This is a genomic window from Dietzia lutea (genome assembly GCF_003096075.1).
Lineage (GTDB): Bacteria > Actinomycetota > Actinomycetes > Mycobacteriales > Mycobacteriaceae > Dietzia > Dietzia lutea.
In genome coordinates this window covers 346,722-361,370 of record NZ_CP015449.1, presented here as the reverse complement: position 1 = coordinate 361,370, position 14,649 = coordinate 346,722, and the positions used below count along the sequence as shown (strand labels likewise).

12 protein-coding genes and 1 pseudogene are annotated in these 14,649 nt (G+C 71.4%); 3 read left to right on the top strand and 10 right to left on the bottom strand.

Annotated elements, in window-relative coordinates; all coding sequences use genetic code 11:
• Nucleotides 1-31: 31 nt before the first annotated feature.
• Together A6035_RS01615 and A6035_RS01610 are read left to right on the top strand one after the other, a co-directional pair.
• Complete coding sequence (locus A6035_RS01615; protein ID WP_108846345.1) at nucleotides 32-922, top strand: MerR family transcriptional regulator; 891 nt, start codon at nucleotides 32-34, stop codon at nucleotides 920-922.
• A gap of 123 nt (nucleotides 923-1,045) precedes the next feature.
• Nucleotides 1,046-1,930 carry an oxidoreductase gene (locus A6035_RS01610; protein WP_108846344.1) on the top strand — a complete coding sequence of 295 codons (885 nt, stop codon included), beginning with the start codon at nucleotides 1,046-1,048 and terminating at the stop codon, nucleotides 1,928-1,930.
• Nucleotides 1,931-1,978: 48 nt separating this feature from the next.
• On the opposite strand, the gene A6035_RS01605 is transcribed toward A6035_RS01610, so the two are convergent.
• The 4 genes and pseudogenes from A6035_RS01605 to A6035_RS01595 form a co-directional block, all read right to left on the bottom strand.
• Nucleotides 1,979-2,779, bottom strand: a complete 801-nt coding sequence (locus A6035_RS01605; RefSeq protein WP_244192499.1) for an LPXTG cell wall anchor domain-containing protein — start codon at nucleotides 2,777-2,779, stop codon at nucleotides 1,979-1,981.
• Nucleotides 2,776-3,105: a hypothetical protein gene (locus A6035_RS18550; protein ID WP_244192498.1), complete on the bottom strand. Its 330-nt coding sequence runs from the start codon at nucleotides 3,103-3,105 to the stop codon at nucleotides 2,776-2,778. The genes A6035_RS01605 and A6035_RS18550 overlap by 4 nt, the downstream gene beginning before the upstream one ends.
• Before the next feature lie 121 nt (nucleotides 3,106-3,226).
• Nucleotides 3,227-4,690, bottom strand: a pseudogene (locus A6035_RS01600) (phospholipase D-like domain-containing protein).
• Between the two features lie 56 nt (nucleotides 4,691-4,746).
• Complete coding sequence (locus A6035_RS01595; RefSeq protein ID WP_108846343.1) at nucleotides 4,747-5,913, bottom strand: amidohydrolase family protein; 1,167 nt, start codon at nucleotides 5,911-5,913, stop codon at nucleotides 4,747-4,749.
• Between the two features lie 134 nt (nucleotides 5,914-6,047).
• Here A6035_RS01595 and rraA point away from each other — a divergent pair, with 134 nt between their 5' ends.
• Nucleotides 6,048-6,530, top strand: coding sequence for a ribonuclease E activity regulator RraA (rraA, locus tag A6035_RS01590; protein ID WP_108846342.1), 483 nt, complete (start codon nucleotides 6,048-6,050; stop codon nucleotides 6,528-6,530).
• A 135-nt stretch (nucleotides 6,531-6,665) separates the two neighbouring features.
• On the opposite strand, the gene A6035_RS01585 is transcribed toward rraA, so the two are convergent.
• The 6 genes from A6035_RS01585 to gltB form a co-directional block, all read right to left on the bottom strand.
• Nucleotides 6,666-7,028 carry a hypothetical protein gene (locus A6035_RS01585; protein ID WP_108846341.1) on the bottom strand — a complete coding sequence of 121 codons (363 nt, stop codon included), beginning with the start codon at nucleotides 7,026-7,028 and terminating at the stop codon, nucleotides 6,666-6,668.
• A gap of 143 nt (nucleotides 7,029-7,171) precedes the next feature.
• Nucleotides 7,172-7,720: a hypothetical protein gene (locus A6035_RS01580; RefSeq protein ID WP_108846340.1), complete on the bottom strand. Its 549-nt coding sequence runs from the start codon at nucleotides 7,718-7,720 to the stop codon at nucleotides 7,172-7,174.
• Nucleotides 7,720-8,019: an RNA-binding S4 domain-containing protein gene (locus A6035_RS01575; protein ID WP_235026559.1), complete on the bottom strand. Its 300-nt coding sequence runs from the start codon at nucleotides 8,017-8,019 to the stop codon at nucleotides 7,720-7,722. Before A6035_RS01575 ends, A6035_RS01580 begins: the two co-directional genes overlap by 1 nt.
• A 25-nt stretch (nucleotides 8,020-8,044) precedes the next feature.
• Nucleotides 8,045-8,392: a hypothetical protein gene (locus A6035_RS01570; protein ID WP_108846339.1), complete on the bottom strand. Its 348-nt coding sequence runs from the start codon at nucleotides 8,390-8,392 to the stop codon at nucleotides 8,045-8,047.
• Between the two features lie 89 nt (nucleotides 8,393-8,481).
• Nucleotides 8,482-9,954 (bottom strand): glutamate synthase subunit beta, encoded by a 1,473-nt coding sequence (locus tag A6035_RS01565; protein WP_108846338.1) that lies wholly within the window; start codon nucleotides 9,952-9,954, stop codon nucleotides 8,482-8,484.
• Complete coding sequence (gltB, locus tag A6035_RS01560; RefSeq protein ID WP_108846337.1) at nucleotides 9,947-14,548, bottom strand: glutamate synthase large subunit; 4,602 nt, start codon at nucleotides 14,546-14,548, stop codon at nucleotides 9,947-9,949. The genes A6035_RS01565 and gltB overlap by 8 nt, the downstream gene beginning before the upstream one ends.
• Between the last annotated feature and the right edge of the window lie 101 nt (nucleotides 14,549-14,649).

Here is a 14,649-nt window from a genome sequence, read left to right as displayed (position 1 = left end):
CACGCTCGTCGGTGTGAGAGATGCTGGATCGATGACGACGCACGAAGGCGACGGGACGCCCGCGCCCGACAGGACGCCCGCGCCGGACGGGACGCGCGAGTCCGCCGGGCCGCACGGGCCCGGGGGTTCCGGCGGGTCGGCCGGGCTCACCGTGGGCGCGGCCGCCGCGTTGGTCGGCGTGAGCGTGCGGACCCTGCACCACTGGGACCGGATCGGGCTGGCGCGGGCGAGCGGGCGGACGTGGTCGGGCTACCGCGTGTATGGCGACGACGACATAGCGCGACTCCACCGCGTGCTGGTCTATCGGGAGCTGGGATTCCCGCTCGCGGAGATCGGCGCACTGCTCGACGACCCCGAGGTCGACGAGCGCGCCCACCTGAGCCGCCAGCGCCGGCTGCTCGTCGAGCGCATCTCGCACCTGCAGGAGATGGTCTCCGCAGTGGACCGCCTGAAGGAGGCGATGGACGTGAACGCACCCCTGACCCCGGAGGACCGGGCCGAGATCTTCGGCACCGACTGGGACCCGGGCTGGCAGGACGAGGCCGCCGAGCGCTGGGGCGACACCCCGCAGTGGGAGCAGTCGCAGCAGCGCACGGCGACGATGGGTAAGGAGGAGTGGAAGCGGGTCAAGGCCGAGACGGAGGCACTGAACGCCGACCTGGCCGCCGCGAAACGGGCCGGGGTGGGTCCCGGCTCGGCGGAGGCGGCCGCGCTGGTCGAGCGCCACCGGGCGTCGATCTCGCGGTTCTACGACTGCTCCCGGTCGATGCAGGTGCTGCTGGCCCGCATGTACCGGCAGGACGAGCGGTTCGCGCAGACCTACGAGGCGCTCGAGCCGGGGTTGACCGACTGGATCGTCGCGGCGGTCGAGGCCGATGCGCGCGCCCACGGCGTCGACCCCGACACCGCGACCTGGGACTGAGCCGCCGCCGCGCGGTGAGCGGTCGGGAAGCCGCCGCCGCGCGGTGAGCCGTCGGGAAGCAGCCGCCGCGCGCGGCGAGAAAGCCGCCCCCGCGACGCGGCCGACGGCCGTACGCTGGCCCGCATGAGCCGATGGACCACTGCCGACATCCCCGACCAGACCGGCCGGACCTTCGTCATCACCGGGGCCAACTCCGGCCTGGGCTTGCAGTCGACCCGGGCGCTGACCGACGCGGGCGCCCGGGTCCTCATGGCCTGCCGCGACACCACCCGCGCCGAGGCCGCCCGCGCGGAGCTCGCGCACCCGGAGCGCGCCGAGGTCGTCGAGCTGGACCTGGCCGACCTCGACTCGGTGCGGGCCGCGGGCGAAGTCCTGGGTGGCCGGGCGCCGGACGTGCTCATCAACAATGCCGGCCTGATGAACATCCCGCGGTCGCGCACCGCGCAGGGCCACGAGATGCAGTTCGGCGTCAATGTCCTGGGCCACTTCGCTCTCACCGAGCTGCTCGCGCCCGCGCTCACCGACCGGGTCGTGTGGCTGGGGTCGATCATGCACCGCTTCGGTTCGGTCGACCCGGACGACCTGGACTGGACCCGCCGTCGCTACTCGCCGATGACGGCGTACGCCGCCTCCAAGCTGGCCTGCGTCATGCTGGCGTACGAGCAGCAGCGCCGGCTCGAGGTGGCGGGGTCGTCGCTGAAGGCGGTGGCCGCGCATCCGGGGTACTCGGCGACCAACCTCCAGTACCGCAGCGGCAGCCGCGTGCAGGACCTGCTCATGAAGGGCGTGGAGAAGATCCCGTACCTGGTGCAGCCGGCCGAGCGGGGGGCGCTGCCGCAGCTGTACGCGGCGACGGTGGAGTCCGTGCCGGGCGGCGCGTACATCGGCCCCGACGGCCCCGGTGAGCTCACCGGGTACCCGACGACCGTGCAGTCGACGCGCGCCTCGCAGGACCCGGACGTCGCGGCCGCCCTGTGGGAGCGGTGCGCGCAGATGACCGCCGCCTGACGACCGCCGCCGCGCGGGAACCCGACCGGGGCGACGACGAGGGGCGTCCTACGCCCGCCGGCGGGACACGACCAGCAGGAGCGCGCCCAGCAGGACGGCCCCGGCGGCCAGAGCGGCCACGGTGACCGTCTGCACGCCGGTCACCGCCAACGCGGCAGGTGCCGACTGCTCGGACGGGCCGGTGACGGCGTTCCCCGCCGCGGCGTGATCGGTGGCCGGAGCGGCTGCGGCGTCCAGGGTCCGCGCCCCGTCGCCGGTCCCGACCCGCGCGTCACCGGCGGGCCCGCCCGCGCCGACCGGGGTGGCGTCGACCTCGTCGTCGTCGCCACCGGTCGTGGCACCCGGACCACCGTCCGCGGCACCGGCCGCGCCCTCGCCGTCCTGCGTCGCGGCCTCGGCGTCCCCGGTCGCGTCGGCGTCCTCGCCGGCGGCCTCGGCTTCCGCGGCGGCCTCGGCCTCGGCGCGGCGACGCTCGTTGTCCTCGTACGGATCCTCCAGCGCCGCGACCTGCACGGCCTCGATGCTCCCCGCGAGCCCGCCGGGCAGCTCCGTGCCCGCCGCGGCCGCCGCATCGGTAAGCAGCGCGCCGCCCTCGGCCGAGCCCTCGACGAGCCCGTGCCAGAAGTCCAATTCGTGCGGGTAAAGCTCGCCCGCGGCCTGCCGCTCCTCGAGCGCGGCGAAGTAACCCCCGGCGAACTGCAGCGCCAGGACGGGGATGACGTACTCGGGGACCGCGACCGAGCCCAGCCCGATGGTGCCCGACCCGACCGACCCGGTGGGGTTGGCGTACACCGACCCGGGCAGGCTGCCCGACGACGCCACCGACGCCGCCGCGGACCCGCCCGTCACGCCCACGGCCTCGGAGCGGCGCCACCGACCCCAGGACCTGCCCGACCGACTGCGCACCGTCGACAACCGGGGGCGCTGCCCGAGTCCCGCAGCGCCTCCGAACCCAGGCCACCGCCACCGATGACGATCTCGTCCGGCAGCTGACCGATCAGCTGGTCGACGCTCGACACGCCCGTCTCGGGCACCGTCGACCCCGTCCCGGTCCCCGGGCCCGGCTCGTCCTGGGCCTGCGCCACGGCGGGCACGGCGACGGCCGCCAGCACGGTGGCGGTGACAGCGGCGCCGAGGCGCCTGGTCCGGGCTCCGGAACCACTGGTCTGGGGCATCACGACAGGCCTCTCGTCACATGCCGGGTCCCGTGACCCGTGCACCGGTGAGCGTACTACTGCGCCCCCGGGGCTATTGCAGCGCCGACTCACTGCTGAGCCGACTTACTGCAGAGCCGACTTACTGCAGAGCCGACGTGAGCCGCGCGACGTTGTCCACGTACCTGCCCGCCCACGGCCGACTCATCCAGTCCTCCAACTCCAGGGTCGTGCACTCCTCGAGGTAGGCGTCCACCACGTCGTTGAGCGCCGACACCGCCTCGCCACCGAGCACCAGCATGCTCACCTCGAAGTTGAGGTTGAACGACCGCTGGTCGAGGTTGCTCGAGCCCACCACGCCCGCGTAGTCGTCGATGAGCACCGTCTTTGGTGTGCAGCACGGCCGGCGAGCGGAAGCGGTGGATCACCACCCCGGCCTCCAGCAGCGCCCGGAAGTAGGAGCGCTGCGCGTGGTGGACGAGGAACTGGTCGGCGTGCTCGGGCACGAACACCTCCACCGACACCCCGCGGTACGACGCCGACGTGAGCACGTGCAGCAGCGCCTCGTCGGGCACGAAGTACGGGCTGACGACCCGGATTCGCTCCTGCGCGTGCGTGATGAGCTGGGTGAACATCCGGAGGCCCGGCTGCGTGCGGTAGCCGGGCCCCGACGGCACCAGCTGGAACGCGCTGACCGGGTCGCCCGCCGTCGGGTCACCGCCCTTGCGGCCCGGGGCCAGCGGCGCGCCGAGCGCGAGTTGCTCGAGCGTCCCGATGACCTCGCCGGACTCGGTGAACCAGTCCACCGCGAAGACACCGTCCATCGCCTGCACGATCTCTCCACGGACCTCCATCATCAGGTCGACCCACTCGCGACCGAGCCGGGCGTTGCGCGTGCTGCCGTAGTGGCGCTCGATGAGGTTCTGCGAGCCGGCGAAGCCGTGGTGGCCGTCCACGATGAGCATTTTTGCGGTGATTGCGCAGGTCCGGACGTCGGAAGCGGCCGCGGAACGGGTTTGACCGGCAGCATGAGGTGGACCACCACCGGGGTCTTGCGGAGCTTCCGTCGCAGCCTCGTGAACCCCCGGTAGCGCAGGGACCCCAGGTGGTCCACCAGGACCCGGACCGCGACACCCCGCTCCGCCGCCTCGACCGCGGCCGTGAAGAACTCGTCTGTCTCGCCGTCCCACGACTGGGCGTAGAACTCGATGTGCACGTGGTCTCGGGCCGCGCGCACCGCCTCCGTCATCGCCGCCAACGACCGGCTGTAGTCCGAGTGCAGGGCGACGAAGTCACCGGACATGGCGGGGATCGCGGTGAGGGTCCGGTTCATCTCCAGGATGGTGCGCACGCCCTGCGCGACACCCACGCCGTCGGGGACGGTGGGCCGCTGCCGCAGCGCGTCGGCGTACAGCCGGTTGGCCTCGGCCTGGATGACGTGGCGCCGGCCGGTGATGTAGGGGTTTCCCAGCAGCAGGAACAGGGGGACACCGATGACCGGGATGAACAGGATCGCCAGCAGCCACGCCTGCGACGAGGACGGCTGCCGGTTCTCCGGCACCGTCCCCAGCGCGAGGATCTTGATGACGTACTCGGTGATGAGCAGCGCGGAGGTGACGCCCTCGGGGAAGGGGAGGAAGGCGAGGCGATCGACGGCGGGGTTCACGCCGTCGGGCGGGTCAGGACCGTGCCGAACGCCAGGGCGCGGGGATCGATGACCGCGCCCCCTCGCATCGTCCAGCGCACCACGCCCGCCAACGCCCGCTGCGCGTATACCGAGTCCGCGGAACCCAGCTCGCGGGCCCCGGGCAGCACCACGAACGCCTCGTCGTCGGCGACCGCAGCGAAGTCCGCCCGCAAGCCCTCCCGGATCTCCCCGCGATCGCGCAGCCCCACCACCGCGGCCGTATTCCCGCCCATCCAGCGCGCGACGTCCGCCAGATCGAACCCGCGGCGCCGCGCCTCGGTCCACACCACCGACAACCCCAGCCGGGCCGAGGTCACCGCGTCGACGGTGCCGTCCCGCAGTGCGTCCCACAGCAGCTCGCGGTTGGCGGCGTCGCGGATCGGCGGATCCAGCCGCGCGACCGCCGATCCGCCGTGGGTGACCTCCGAGACCAGCGCCAGCATGTGGGGGCTCGTCGAGGCCGTGACGGCCAGGTTCTCCGCCCGGGCGTCGCGCAGCAGGGGCAGCTCCTCGTGGTCGGCGACCGCCCGCACGTGCAGCCGACCGCCGGTCCGGCGGCACACCTCCAGCAGCCCGGGCAGATCGCCCGCACCGGCGTCCACCGCGAAGAGCCCGCCGTGCGCGGCCACCTCCTCCGCGGCCGCGACCAGTTGCGCGTGGTCCAGCGTCGGCGCGCCCGTCACGCCCCTCCCGGCGGCCACGGCGGAGACCCCGAACACGCCCCGGTCCAGCAGGTCGCCGAGCCTGCCCAGGTTGTCCGGCACCGCCGCGCCCCACAGTCCGGCGTCGACGACCGATTCGCCGGTGACCTCCTCGCGCCAGCGATCCACGTCCTCCGGCCGGGTGGCGGCCGGGTCGCCGTCGGTGCCGTAGTCCACGACCGTGGTGATACCGCCCTGCGCCGCCGAGCGCGTGCCGACCGCGACGTCCTCGGTACTCACGTGCGGGTCGACGAGCCCCGGCATGAGGACGACGTCGTCCCCCAGGTCGATCGTGTGGTCACCGGCCAGGCCGATGTCCCGGGCCTCCGAGCCCGTCCGCACCGACGAGATGACGCCACCGTCCACCGTCACCGCCGCCTGCTGGATGCGGCCGTCGACCACCGCGCGTCGGGCGTGGATCAGGAGTTCGTACTGGGCCACGGAAGGCTCCTTCCGGTTTCTCGGACGATGACGGGCACCCTTGATGTGACCATTGTCCCCCACCGGCGTGCTCCCACGCGGCGGCGCGGCCGGATAGCGTTACCCCGACAGACCACCGCCCAGGAGGGACCCGCATGACCGACACCCCCGCCGGATTCATCCCCACCGCGGACCTCGTCGACGAGATCGGCGAGGACGTCCGCAGCTGTGACACCCAGTTCCGCGACCTCGGCGGACGCACGGAGTTCTCCGGCCCGATCTCCACCGTGCGCTGCTTCCAGGACAACGCACTGCTCAAGAGCGTTCTAAGCGAGCCCGGCGAGGGCCGGGTCCTCGTGATCGACGGCGGCGCGAGTGTGCACACCGCGTTGGTCGGCGACATTATCGCCGAGCTCGGCCGCTCGAACGGGTGGGCCGGCGTCGTGGTGAACGGCGCCATCCGCGACTCGGCGGTCATCGCCGGGATGGAGTTCGGCTGCAAGGCCCTGGGTACGAACCCGCGCAAGTCCACGAAGACCGGCAAGGGCGATCGGGACGTGACCGTCAGCTTCGGCGGGGTCGACTTCGTCCCCGGCGAGATGCTCTACGCCGACTCCGACGGGATCGTGGTGCGCTGATGCGCGCGGGCGGCGGCCGGGAGCCGAAGCAGGGGTTGCCCACGGCAGTACTGGTGTTCATCTGCGGTTCTGCTGGGGCGGTGCCGGGCCTGGTGTCCTACGCCAGCGGGTGGCTGTAGGGGTGGCCCGGCCTGACTAGGAGGCGCCGCCGAGACTCGCGATCGGGAGGGTGACGAGCTCGCCGATCGACGCCTCGGGGCCGTAACTGCCGAGCGATCCCGGCGCGTACGAGCCCGTCGAGTTGGGCACGTCCACCGACAGGACGACCGACCCGGTGTTGATGAGCCCGGAGAGCAGATCCATGAGGGACCCCGTGCCCAGCGAGCCGTAGCCGATGCTGCCGATCGCTTCACTCACGGCGGGCGACAGAAGCCCGCTGCGGATCGTTCCAGGGCCCTCTGAGTCCTCGGTTTCCTGCGCTGACGCGGCCCCCGCTCCCGTCAGCAGGGCCGCCGCGGCGAGCGCGGAGACGGTGGTGGCGAGCGTGGTGGCGCGCATGGGGTTCCTCCAGGGTCATCGCCCCGCCCTCGGCGGGTGCGTTCGCAGGTCATGATATCGGGGGTGACACCGGCCGTGGTGCGCGCCGGGTGTGTGCCGCGGTGTTCGCCGGGACGTCTGCCGTCGTGTCCGCCGCCCGCCGCTCAGGCCTCGCGGCGGATCCAGCGCAGCAACGGCCCGAGCGAGACCCGATCGGTGAGGTCCAGGCCGCCCAGTTCGAGCATGGCCTCCTCCTCCGGGGTGCGGTCGGTCTTGCGCCGCAGGGCGGCCAACGCGGTCTTGATCCCGAGCCGCTGCCGGAAGCCGAGCTGGTCCGGCGTGACCACGCCGCGGAGCTGGAAGAGCTTGAGGTCGCGCAGCTGGTCTGACGAGAACTCGCTCGACATCAGCTCGATCCGGGCGTCGTCGGTGACCGGGGTGGCCCCGACCATGACCACGGCCACGCGACGTCCGGCCTCGACGAGGGCCTCCCAGTTGTCGCGGATGAACGCCGAACCGCCCAGGCCGCCCCCGGACCGCATCCCCGTGACGAGGACGACCGTCCCGGCGACCACCAGCTCGGCCGGATCGGCCGCGTCGTGATGGGTCGCCCGGGTGTCGAACTCCTCGGCCAGCCATGTGGCGTAGCGGGTGGCACCGGGGTCGTCGTCGTGCAACACCACCGGGGCCTGCACGCGTGAGTTCTCAGCCATCAGGTCGCACCCCGTCCCTCGCGGGCGACGACGCGCGCCGCCCGGCCACCGATCTCCACCACGTCACCGTGGACCAGGCCGCGGCCCCGGCGGGTGTCGACCTCCCCGTTGACGCTCACGGCCCCGGAGGCGACCGCGTCCTTGGCCTCGGCCCCGGAGTCCAACAGCGAAGCCAATTTGAGGAACTGGCCGAGCGTCAACTTGCTGGTCAGGTCACAGTCGACGTCGTCGACGGGCGGACCGGCCGGAGGAGGGGCCGCCCGGCCGACCCGTCCCCGTCCTGCGATGTGGCGACTCATACCGCCGAGCCTATCGGGCGCGACGTCACGTCACCGGATCCGACCTCGGTGGCTGCTCCTCGAGCTGCTCGCCGCGGCCGCGACGGGTGACCAACGCCAGCCCCGTCCCGCCCGCCACGAGCACCGACGCCGCCAACACGAGCGCGACCGTCTGCACCCCGGACATACCGAAGACCCCGGTGTCCTCCGGCTCGTCCACGACCGGCTGCCCGCCCTCGGTCGGCAGCGGCGGCAACTCGCTGAGGACCGGCAATTCCGTCACGACCACCCGGACCGCGGGGCCCGCGGGCTGCGCCGACGCCGCCGGCACGCCGACCAGCGCGGCCGTCGCGCTGAGCGCGGCGACGACACTGGCGGGGCGACGGCTGACCATAGGTGCCTTCCATGACGGAGGCCGGACGGCCTGGAGACATAGTAGACCTGATCTTAGGTTCCACTAAGGTCAGGCGCCACGGTTGGCCGTCAGCGCTGGGCCACATCCGTCGGGCGGACCGGCGCCGGCAGGGCCGTCTCCCCCATGAGGAACCGGTCCACCGAGGCGGCGGCCGCACGTCCCTCCGCGATGGCCCACACGATCAGCGACTGGCCGCGACCCATGTCACCGGCGACGAACACGCCCTCGACGTTCGTGGCGAAGGCGTCGTCACGACCGACGTTGCCGCGGTCGGTGAAATCCACCCCGAGGTCCGAGCACAGCCCGGACTTCTGCGCACCGGTGAAGCCCATCGCGAGCAGGACCAGGTCGGCCGGGTACTCGAAGTCCGTACCGGGCACGGGCTCGAAGCGGCCGTCGACCATCCTGACCTCGGAGCCCTTCAGCGCGGTGACGTGTCCGCCCTCGCCGACGAACTCCGCGGTGGAGACGCCGTAGACGCGCTCACCGTTCTCCTCGTGGGCCGAGGCGGTGCGGAACATCAGCGGGTACATCGGCCACGGGGTCGACGCCGCGCGGGTGGCCGGCGGCCGGGGCATGATCTCGAACGACTTGACCGACTTCGCGCCCTGACGGGTCGCGGTGCCGAGGCAGTCCGCACCGGTGTCGCCGCCGCCGATGATGATGACGTGCTTGTCGCGCGCGTGGATGGCGGGCAGGCCATCGGCGTCCACGACCGGGTCGCCGACCGCGGCCTTGTTGGCCAGCGGCAGGTACTCCATGGCCTGGTGGATGCCGTCGAGCTCACGACCGGGCACCGGCAGGTCCCGCCGCATGGTGGCGCCGCCGCACAGCACGACGGCGTCGAACTGGGCACGCAGCTGCGACGCGGTGATGTCCTTGCCGACGTTGACGCCGGGACGGAAGACCGTCCCCTCCGCCTCCATCTGTGCCAGGCGGCGATCGATGACCGCCTTCTCCATCTTGAACTCGGGGATCCCGTAGCGCATGAGCCCGCCGATGCGGTCGTCCCGCTCGAAGACGGTGACGGAGTGCCCGGCGCGGGTGAGCTGCTGGGCCGCCGCTAGGCCCGCGGGGCCCGATCCCACGACCGCGACGGTCTGTCCGGTGCGGAACGACGGGATGACCGGCTCCATGCCGCCGTCGGCCCACGCGGCCTCGGCGATCTCCACCTCGACCTGCTTGATCGTCACCGGCGGCTGGTTGATCCCCAGGACACAGGACCCCTCGCAGGGGGCCGGGCAGAGTCGACCGGTGAACTCCGGGAAGTTGTTGGTCGCGTGGAGCCGGTCCACCGCGTCGTCCCACTTGCCCCGGTGCACCAGGTCGTTCCACTCGGGGATGATGTTGCCCAGCGGACAGCCCTCATGGCAGAACGGGATACCGCAGCCCATGCATCGGGACGCCTGGGTACGGATCGAGTCCTCGGGCAGGACCGTGGATTCATAGACCTCTTTCCAGTCCATGATCCGCAGGTCGACGGGGCGGCGCTCGGGCAGCTCCCGCTCGGTGTGCTTGAGAAAGCCCTTCGGGTCAGCCATTTGCGGCCTCCATGATCGCCTCGTCCACGTTGCGTCCGTCCTTCTCCGCCTGCTCGATGGCCAGCAGCACGCGCTTGTAGTCGCGCGGCATGACCTTGGCGAAGTGATTCACGTTCTGGGCCCAGCCACCGAGGATCTCCCGGCCCCGGGCCGAATCGGTCTCCTCCACGTGGCGCTCCACGATCCCGTGGAGGAACTCCACGTCCTCACTGGTGAGTTCCTCCGTGTCGACGAGCTCGGCGTTGAGGTTCTCCGTGAGGACACTGCGGGGGTCGTAGAAGTAGGCGACGCCGCCGGACATCCCGGCCGCGACGTTGCGGCCGGTCGGGCCCAGCACGACCACCCGTCCGCCGGTCATGTACTCGCAGGCGTGGTCGCCCACGCCCTCCACCACCGCGGTGACGCCGGAGTTGCGCACGCAGAAGCGCTCTCCAACCATCCCGCGCAGGAACACCTCACCGTCGGTCGCGCCGTAGCAGATCACGTTGCCGGCGATGATGTTGTCCTCGGCCACGAAGTCGGGGGCCGCGTCCTCGGCCGGACGCACCACGATGCGTCCCCCGGACAGCCCCTTGCCCACGTAGTCGTTGGCGTCACCGAACACGCGCACCGTCACGCCCCGGGCGAGGAACGCCCCGAGCGAGTTACCGGCGGACCCGGTGAAGCTCAGGTCGATCGACCCGTCCGGCAGGCCGGTGGCACCGTGCGCCTTGGAGATCTCGTGGCTGAGCATGGTGCCGACCGAGCGGTTGACGTTGCAGATCGGGTAGCTGCCCGTGAACGGCCCCGCCGCCGGATCGGCGACCACGGCGCGGGCGTCCTCGATCAGCGTGCGGTCCACGACGCCCTCGAGCTTGTGGTCCTGCGACTTGGTCCGACGCAGGTCCTGGTGCATGAAGGGCGACTCGGCCTGCGCGAAGATCGGCTCCAGGTCGAGCTTGGCCACCCGCTTGTTGTGGGCGAAGGCCCGCGACTTGTCCAGGCACTCGGTGTGTCCGATCGCCTCGTCGAGCGAGCGGAAGCCCAGCTCGGCGAGGTACTCGCGCACCTCCTCGGCGATGAACTCCATGAAGTTCACGACGTACTCGGCCTTACCGTTGAACCGCTCGCGCAGCACAGGGTTCTGGGTGGCCACACCGACGGGGCAGGTGTCGAGGTGACACACGCGCATCATGACGCAGCCGGCCACGACGAGCGGCGCGGTGGCGAAGCCGAACTCCTCACCGCCGAGCAGCGCGGCGACGATGACGTCACGCCCCGTCTTGAGCTGACCGTCGACCTGGACGACGATGCGGTCGCGCAGTCCGTTGACGAGCAGCGTCTGCTGGGTCTCGGCCAGGCCGAGCTCCCACGGGCCGCCCGCGTGCTTGAGCGAGGTCAGCGGCGACGCGCCGGTGCCGCCGTCGTGACCCGAGATGAGGACGACGTCGGCGTGCGTCTTGGACACGCCCGTCGCGACCGTCCCCACGCCCTGCTCGGCCACGAGCTTGACGTGGATCCGCGCGTCCGGGTTGGCGTTCTTCAGGTCGTAGATGAGCTGCGCCAGGTCCTCGATCGAGTAGATGTCGTGGTGCGGCGGGGGCGAGATGAGTCCCACGCCCGGCGTGGAGCCGCGGACCTCGGCCACCCACGGGTAGACCTTGCCCGGCGGGAGCTGCCCGCCCTCACCCGGCTTGGCGCCCTGCGCCATCTTGATCTGGATGTCACTGCAGTTGGCCAGGTAGTGGCTGGTCACGCCGAACCGGCCGGAGGCCACCTGCTTGATGGCGGAGCGTCGCCAGTCCCCGTTCGGGTCGGGGCTGAAGCGGTCGACGGCCTCCCCGCCCTCGCCGGAGTTGGAGCGCGCCTGCAGGCGGTTCATGGCGATCGCCAGCGTCTCGTGCGCCTCGGCCGAGATGGAGCCGTAGCTCATCGCGCCCGTGGAGAACCGCTTGACGATCTCGGAGACCGGCTCGACCTCCTCGATCGGCACGGGCGGGCGGTTGCTCTTGATGTCGAACAACCCGCGCAGCGTCGCCAGCCGCTCCGACTGGTCGTCGACGAGGCGGGTGTACTCCTTGAAGATCTCGTAGCGACCCGTGCGCGTGGAGTGCTGGAGCTTGAACACCGTGTCCGGGTTGAACAGGTGGTACTCGCCCTCGCGGCGCCACTGGTACTCGCCGCCGATCTCGAGCTCGCGGTGCGCGGCCTCCTCCGGCCGGGGCAGGAACGCGAAGCGGTGCCGGAGGGCCACGTCCTCGGCGATCTCGTCCAGGCCGATGCCGTCGATGGGGCTGACGGAGCCGGTGAAGTACTCGTCGCACAGCTCCTGCGACAGGCCGGTGACGTCGAACAGCTGGGCACCGGTGTAGGAGGCGAGGGTGGAGATACCCATCTTGGACATCACCTTGAGCACGCCCTTGGCGGCGGCCTTCCGGTAGTTGTCGCAGGCCTCGGCGGTGTCGACTCCGGTGAGGTCGCCGTTCTTGACCAGCTCGTCGATCGACTCGAACGCCATGTACGGGTTGATCGCGTTGGCGCCATACCCGAACAGAACAGCCATGTGGTGGACCTCGCGGGCGTCACCGGACTCCACTACCAGGCTGACGCGGGTGCGGGTCTTCTCGCGCACCAGGTGGTGGTGCACGGCCGAGGTGAGCAGCAGCGAGGGGATGGGCGCGTTGCGCTCGTCGGACTCGCGGTCGGAGAGCACGATGAGGGTCGCGCCGCCCTGGATGGCCTCGGACACCTCTCGGCGGATGCGCTCCAGGGCGATCCGCAGGCCGCGGCCGCCGTGGGCGACGTTGTAGAGCCCGCGGACGACCACCGACCTCAGATTGGGGCGGGACTCCCCGGCCTCCAGCAGCGTGGCGAGGTCGGAGTTGCCGAGGATCGGGTTGGCGACCTTGACCTGCCTGCACGAGTCGGGGCCCGGGTTGATGAGGTCGCCCTCGGGACCGAGCGTCACGCCGTAGCTGGTGACTAGCTCCTCGCGGATGGCGTCGAGCGGCGGGTTGGTCACCTGGGCGAAGCGCTGGGCGAAGTAGTCGAACAGCATGCGCGCACGCTGGGACAGCACGGGCAGCGGGGTGTCCGTGCCCATCGACCCGATCGCCTCGGCGCCGCTCCCGGCCATCGGGGAGATGAGGATGCGCAGTTCCTCCTCGGTGTACCCGAAGACGCGCTGACGCAGCACCACGCGCTCGTGGGCCATGTAGGGCTTCTCGACCCGGGGCAGGTCCTCGAGCCTGACCAGGCCCTCGTCGAGCCACTGCTGGTACGGGTGCTCGGCGGCCAGCTGCGACTTGATCTCCTCGTCGTCGATGATCCGCCCCTCGGCGGTGTCGACGAGGAACATGCGGCCGGGCTGCAGGCGGGTCTTGGTGACCACCTTGTCCTGCGGGATGTCGAGCACTCCGACCTCGGAGGCCATCACGACGAGGCCGTCGTCGGTCACCCAGATGCGGGAGGGGCGCAGGCCGTTGCGGTCCAGCACGGCGCCGATCACGGTGCCGTCGGTGAACGTGATGGACGCCGGGCCGTCCCAGGCCTCCATGAGGGAGGCGTGGTACTCGTAGAACGCCCGCTTGGCCGGGTCCATGGTCTCGTGACGTTCCCACGCCTCGGGAACCATCATGAGCACTGCGTGCGGCAGGGTCCGGCCGGCCAGGGTGAGCAGCTCGAGCGCCTCGTCGAAGCGCGCGGTGTCCGACCCGCCCGGGGTGCAGATCGGCAGAGCCGCGGACAGGTCCTCGATACGGTCGCTGGTCATGAGCGCCTCGCGGGCCCGCATCCAGTTCTCGTTGCCCCGCGCGGTGTTGATCTCACCGTTGTGGGCGACGTAGCGGAACGGGTGGGCCAGCGGCCATGCGGGGAACGTGTTGGTGGAGAAGCGCGAGTGGACGATGCCCATCGCGGACTCGACGCGCTCGTCCTGCAGGTCCAGATAGAAGTCGGGGAGCTGCTTCTCGGTGAGCATGCCCTTGTAGACGAAGGTGCGCGGGCTCAGCGACGGGAAGTACACCGTCTCGGAGCCCAGGTCGCCCTTGCCGGCGCCCTTCGAACCGAGCTCGTGCTCGCAACGCTTGCGCACCACGAAGCACTTGCGCTCGAGCGCCAGCCCGGTCAGGAGTTCCCCGCCCGGGCCCGCGGCCTTGACGAAGATCTGGTTGATGGTGGGCTGCGCGTCGCGCGAGATCGCGCCGACCGTCGAGTCGTCGACGGGGACCTCGCGCCATCCGATCACGGTTACGCCCTGCTCGGCAGCGATCCGCTCGACCATCCGCATAGCGTCCATCGCCAGCATCCGGGACTGGGGGAGAAAACAAAGGCCGGTTGCATATGCACCGGCCTCAGGCAGTTCTACGTTCTGCTCCTCACGCATCACCTCGCGGAGGAACGAATCCGGTACCTGGATCAACAATCCCGTGCCGTCGCCGGTGTTGGCCTCGGCGCCCACGGCGCCGCGGTGCTCGAGGTTCACCAGCGCGGCGATCGCCTTCTCGACGATGTCCCGGGACTGGCGTCCGTACATGTCCACCACGAACGCGACTCCACACGAGTCGTGTTCGTATTCAGGGCGGTACAGGCTTCTGGGGCCGGGAGTCGTCATCATGTGTTCGCCTTCGCTTCTCGACGGGCGGACTCCGTGGTGGCTGGAGCACCCGTGCTCAGAGGGCCGAGGTCCTCCGGCCCGGAAATCATATGGGCAAGGGG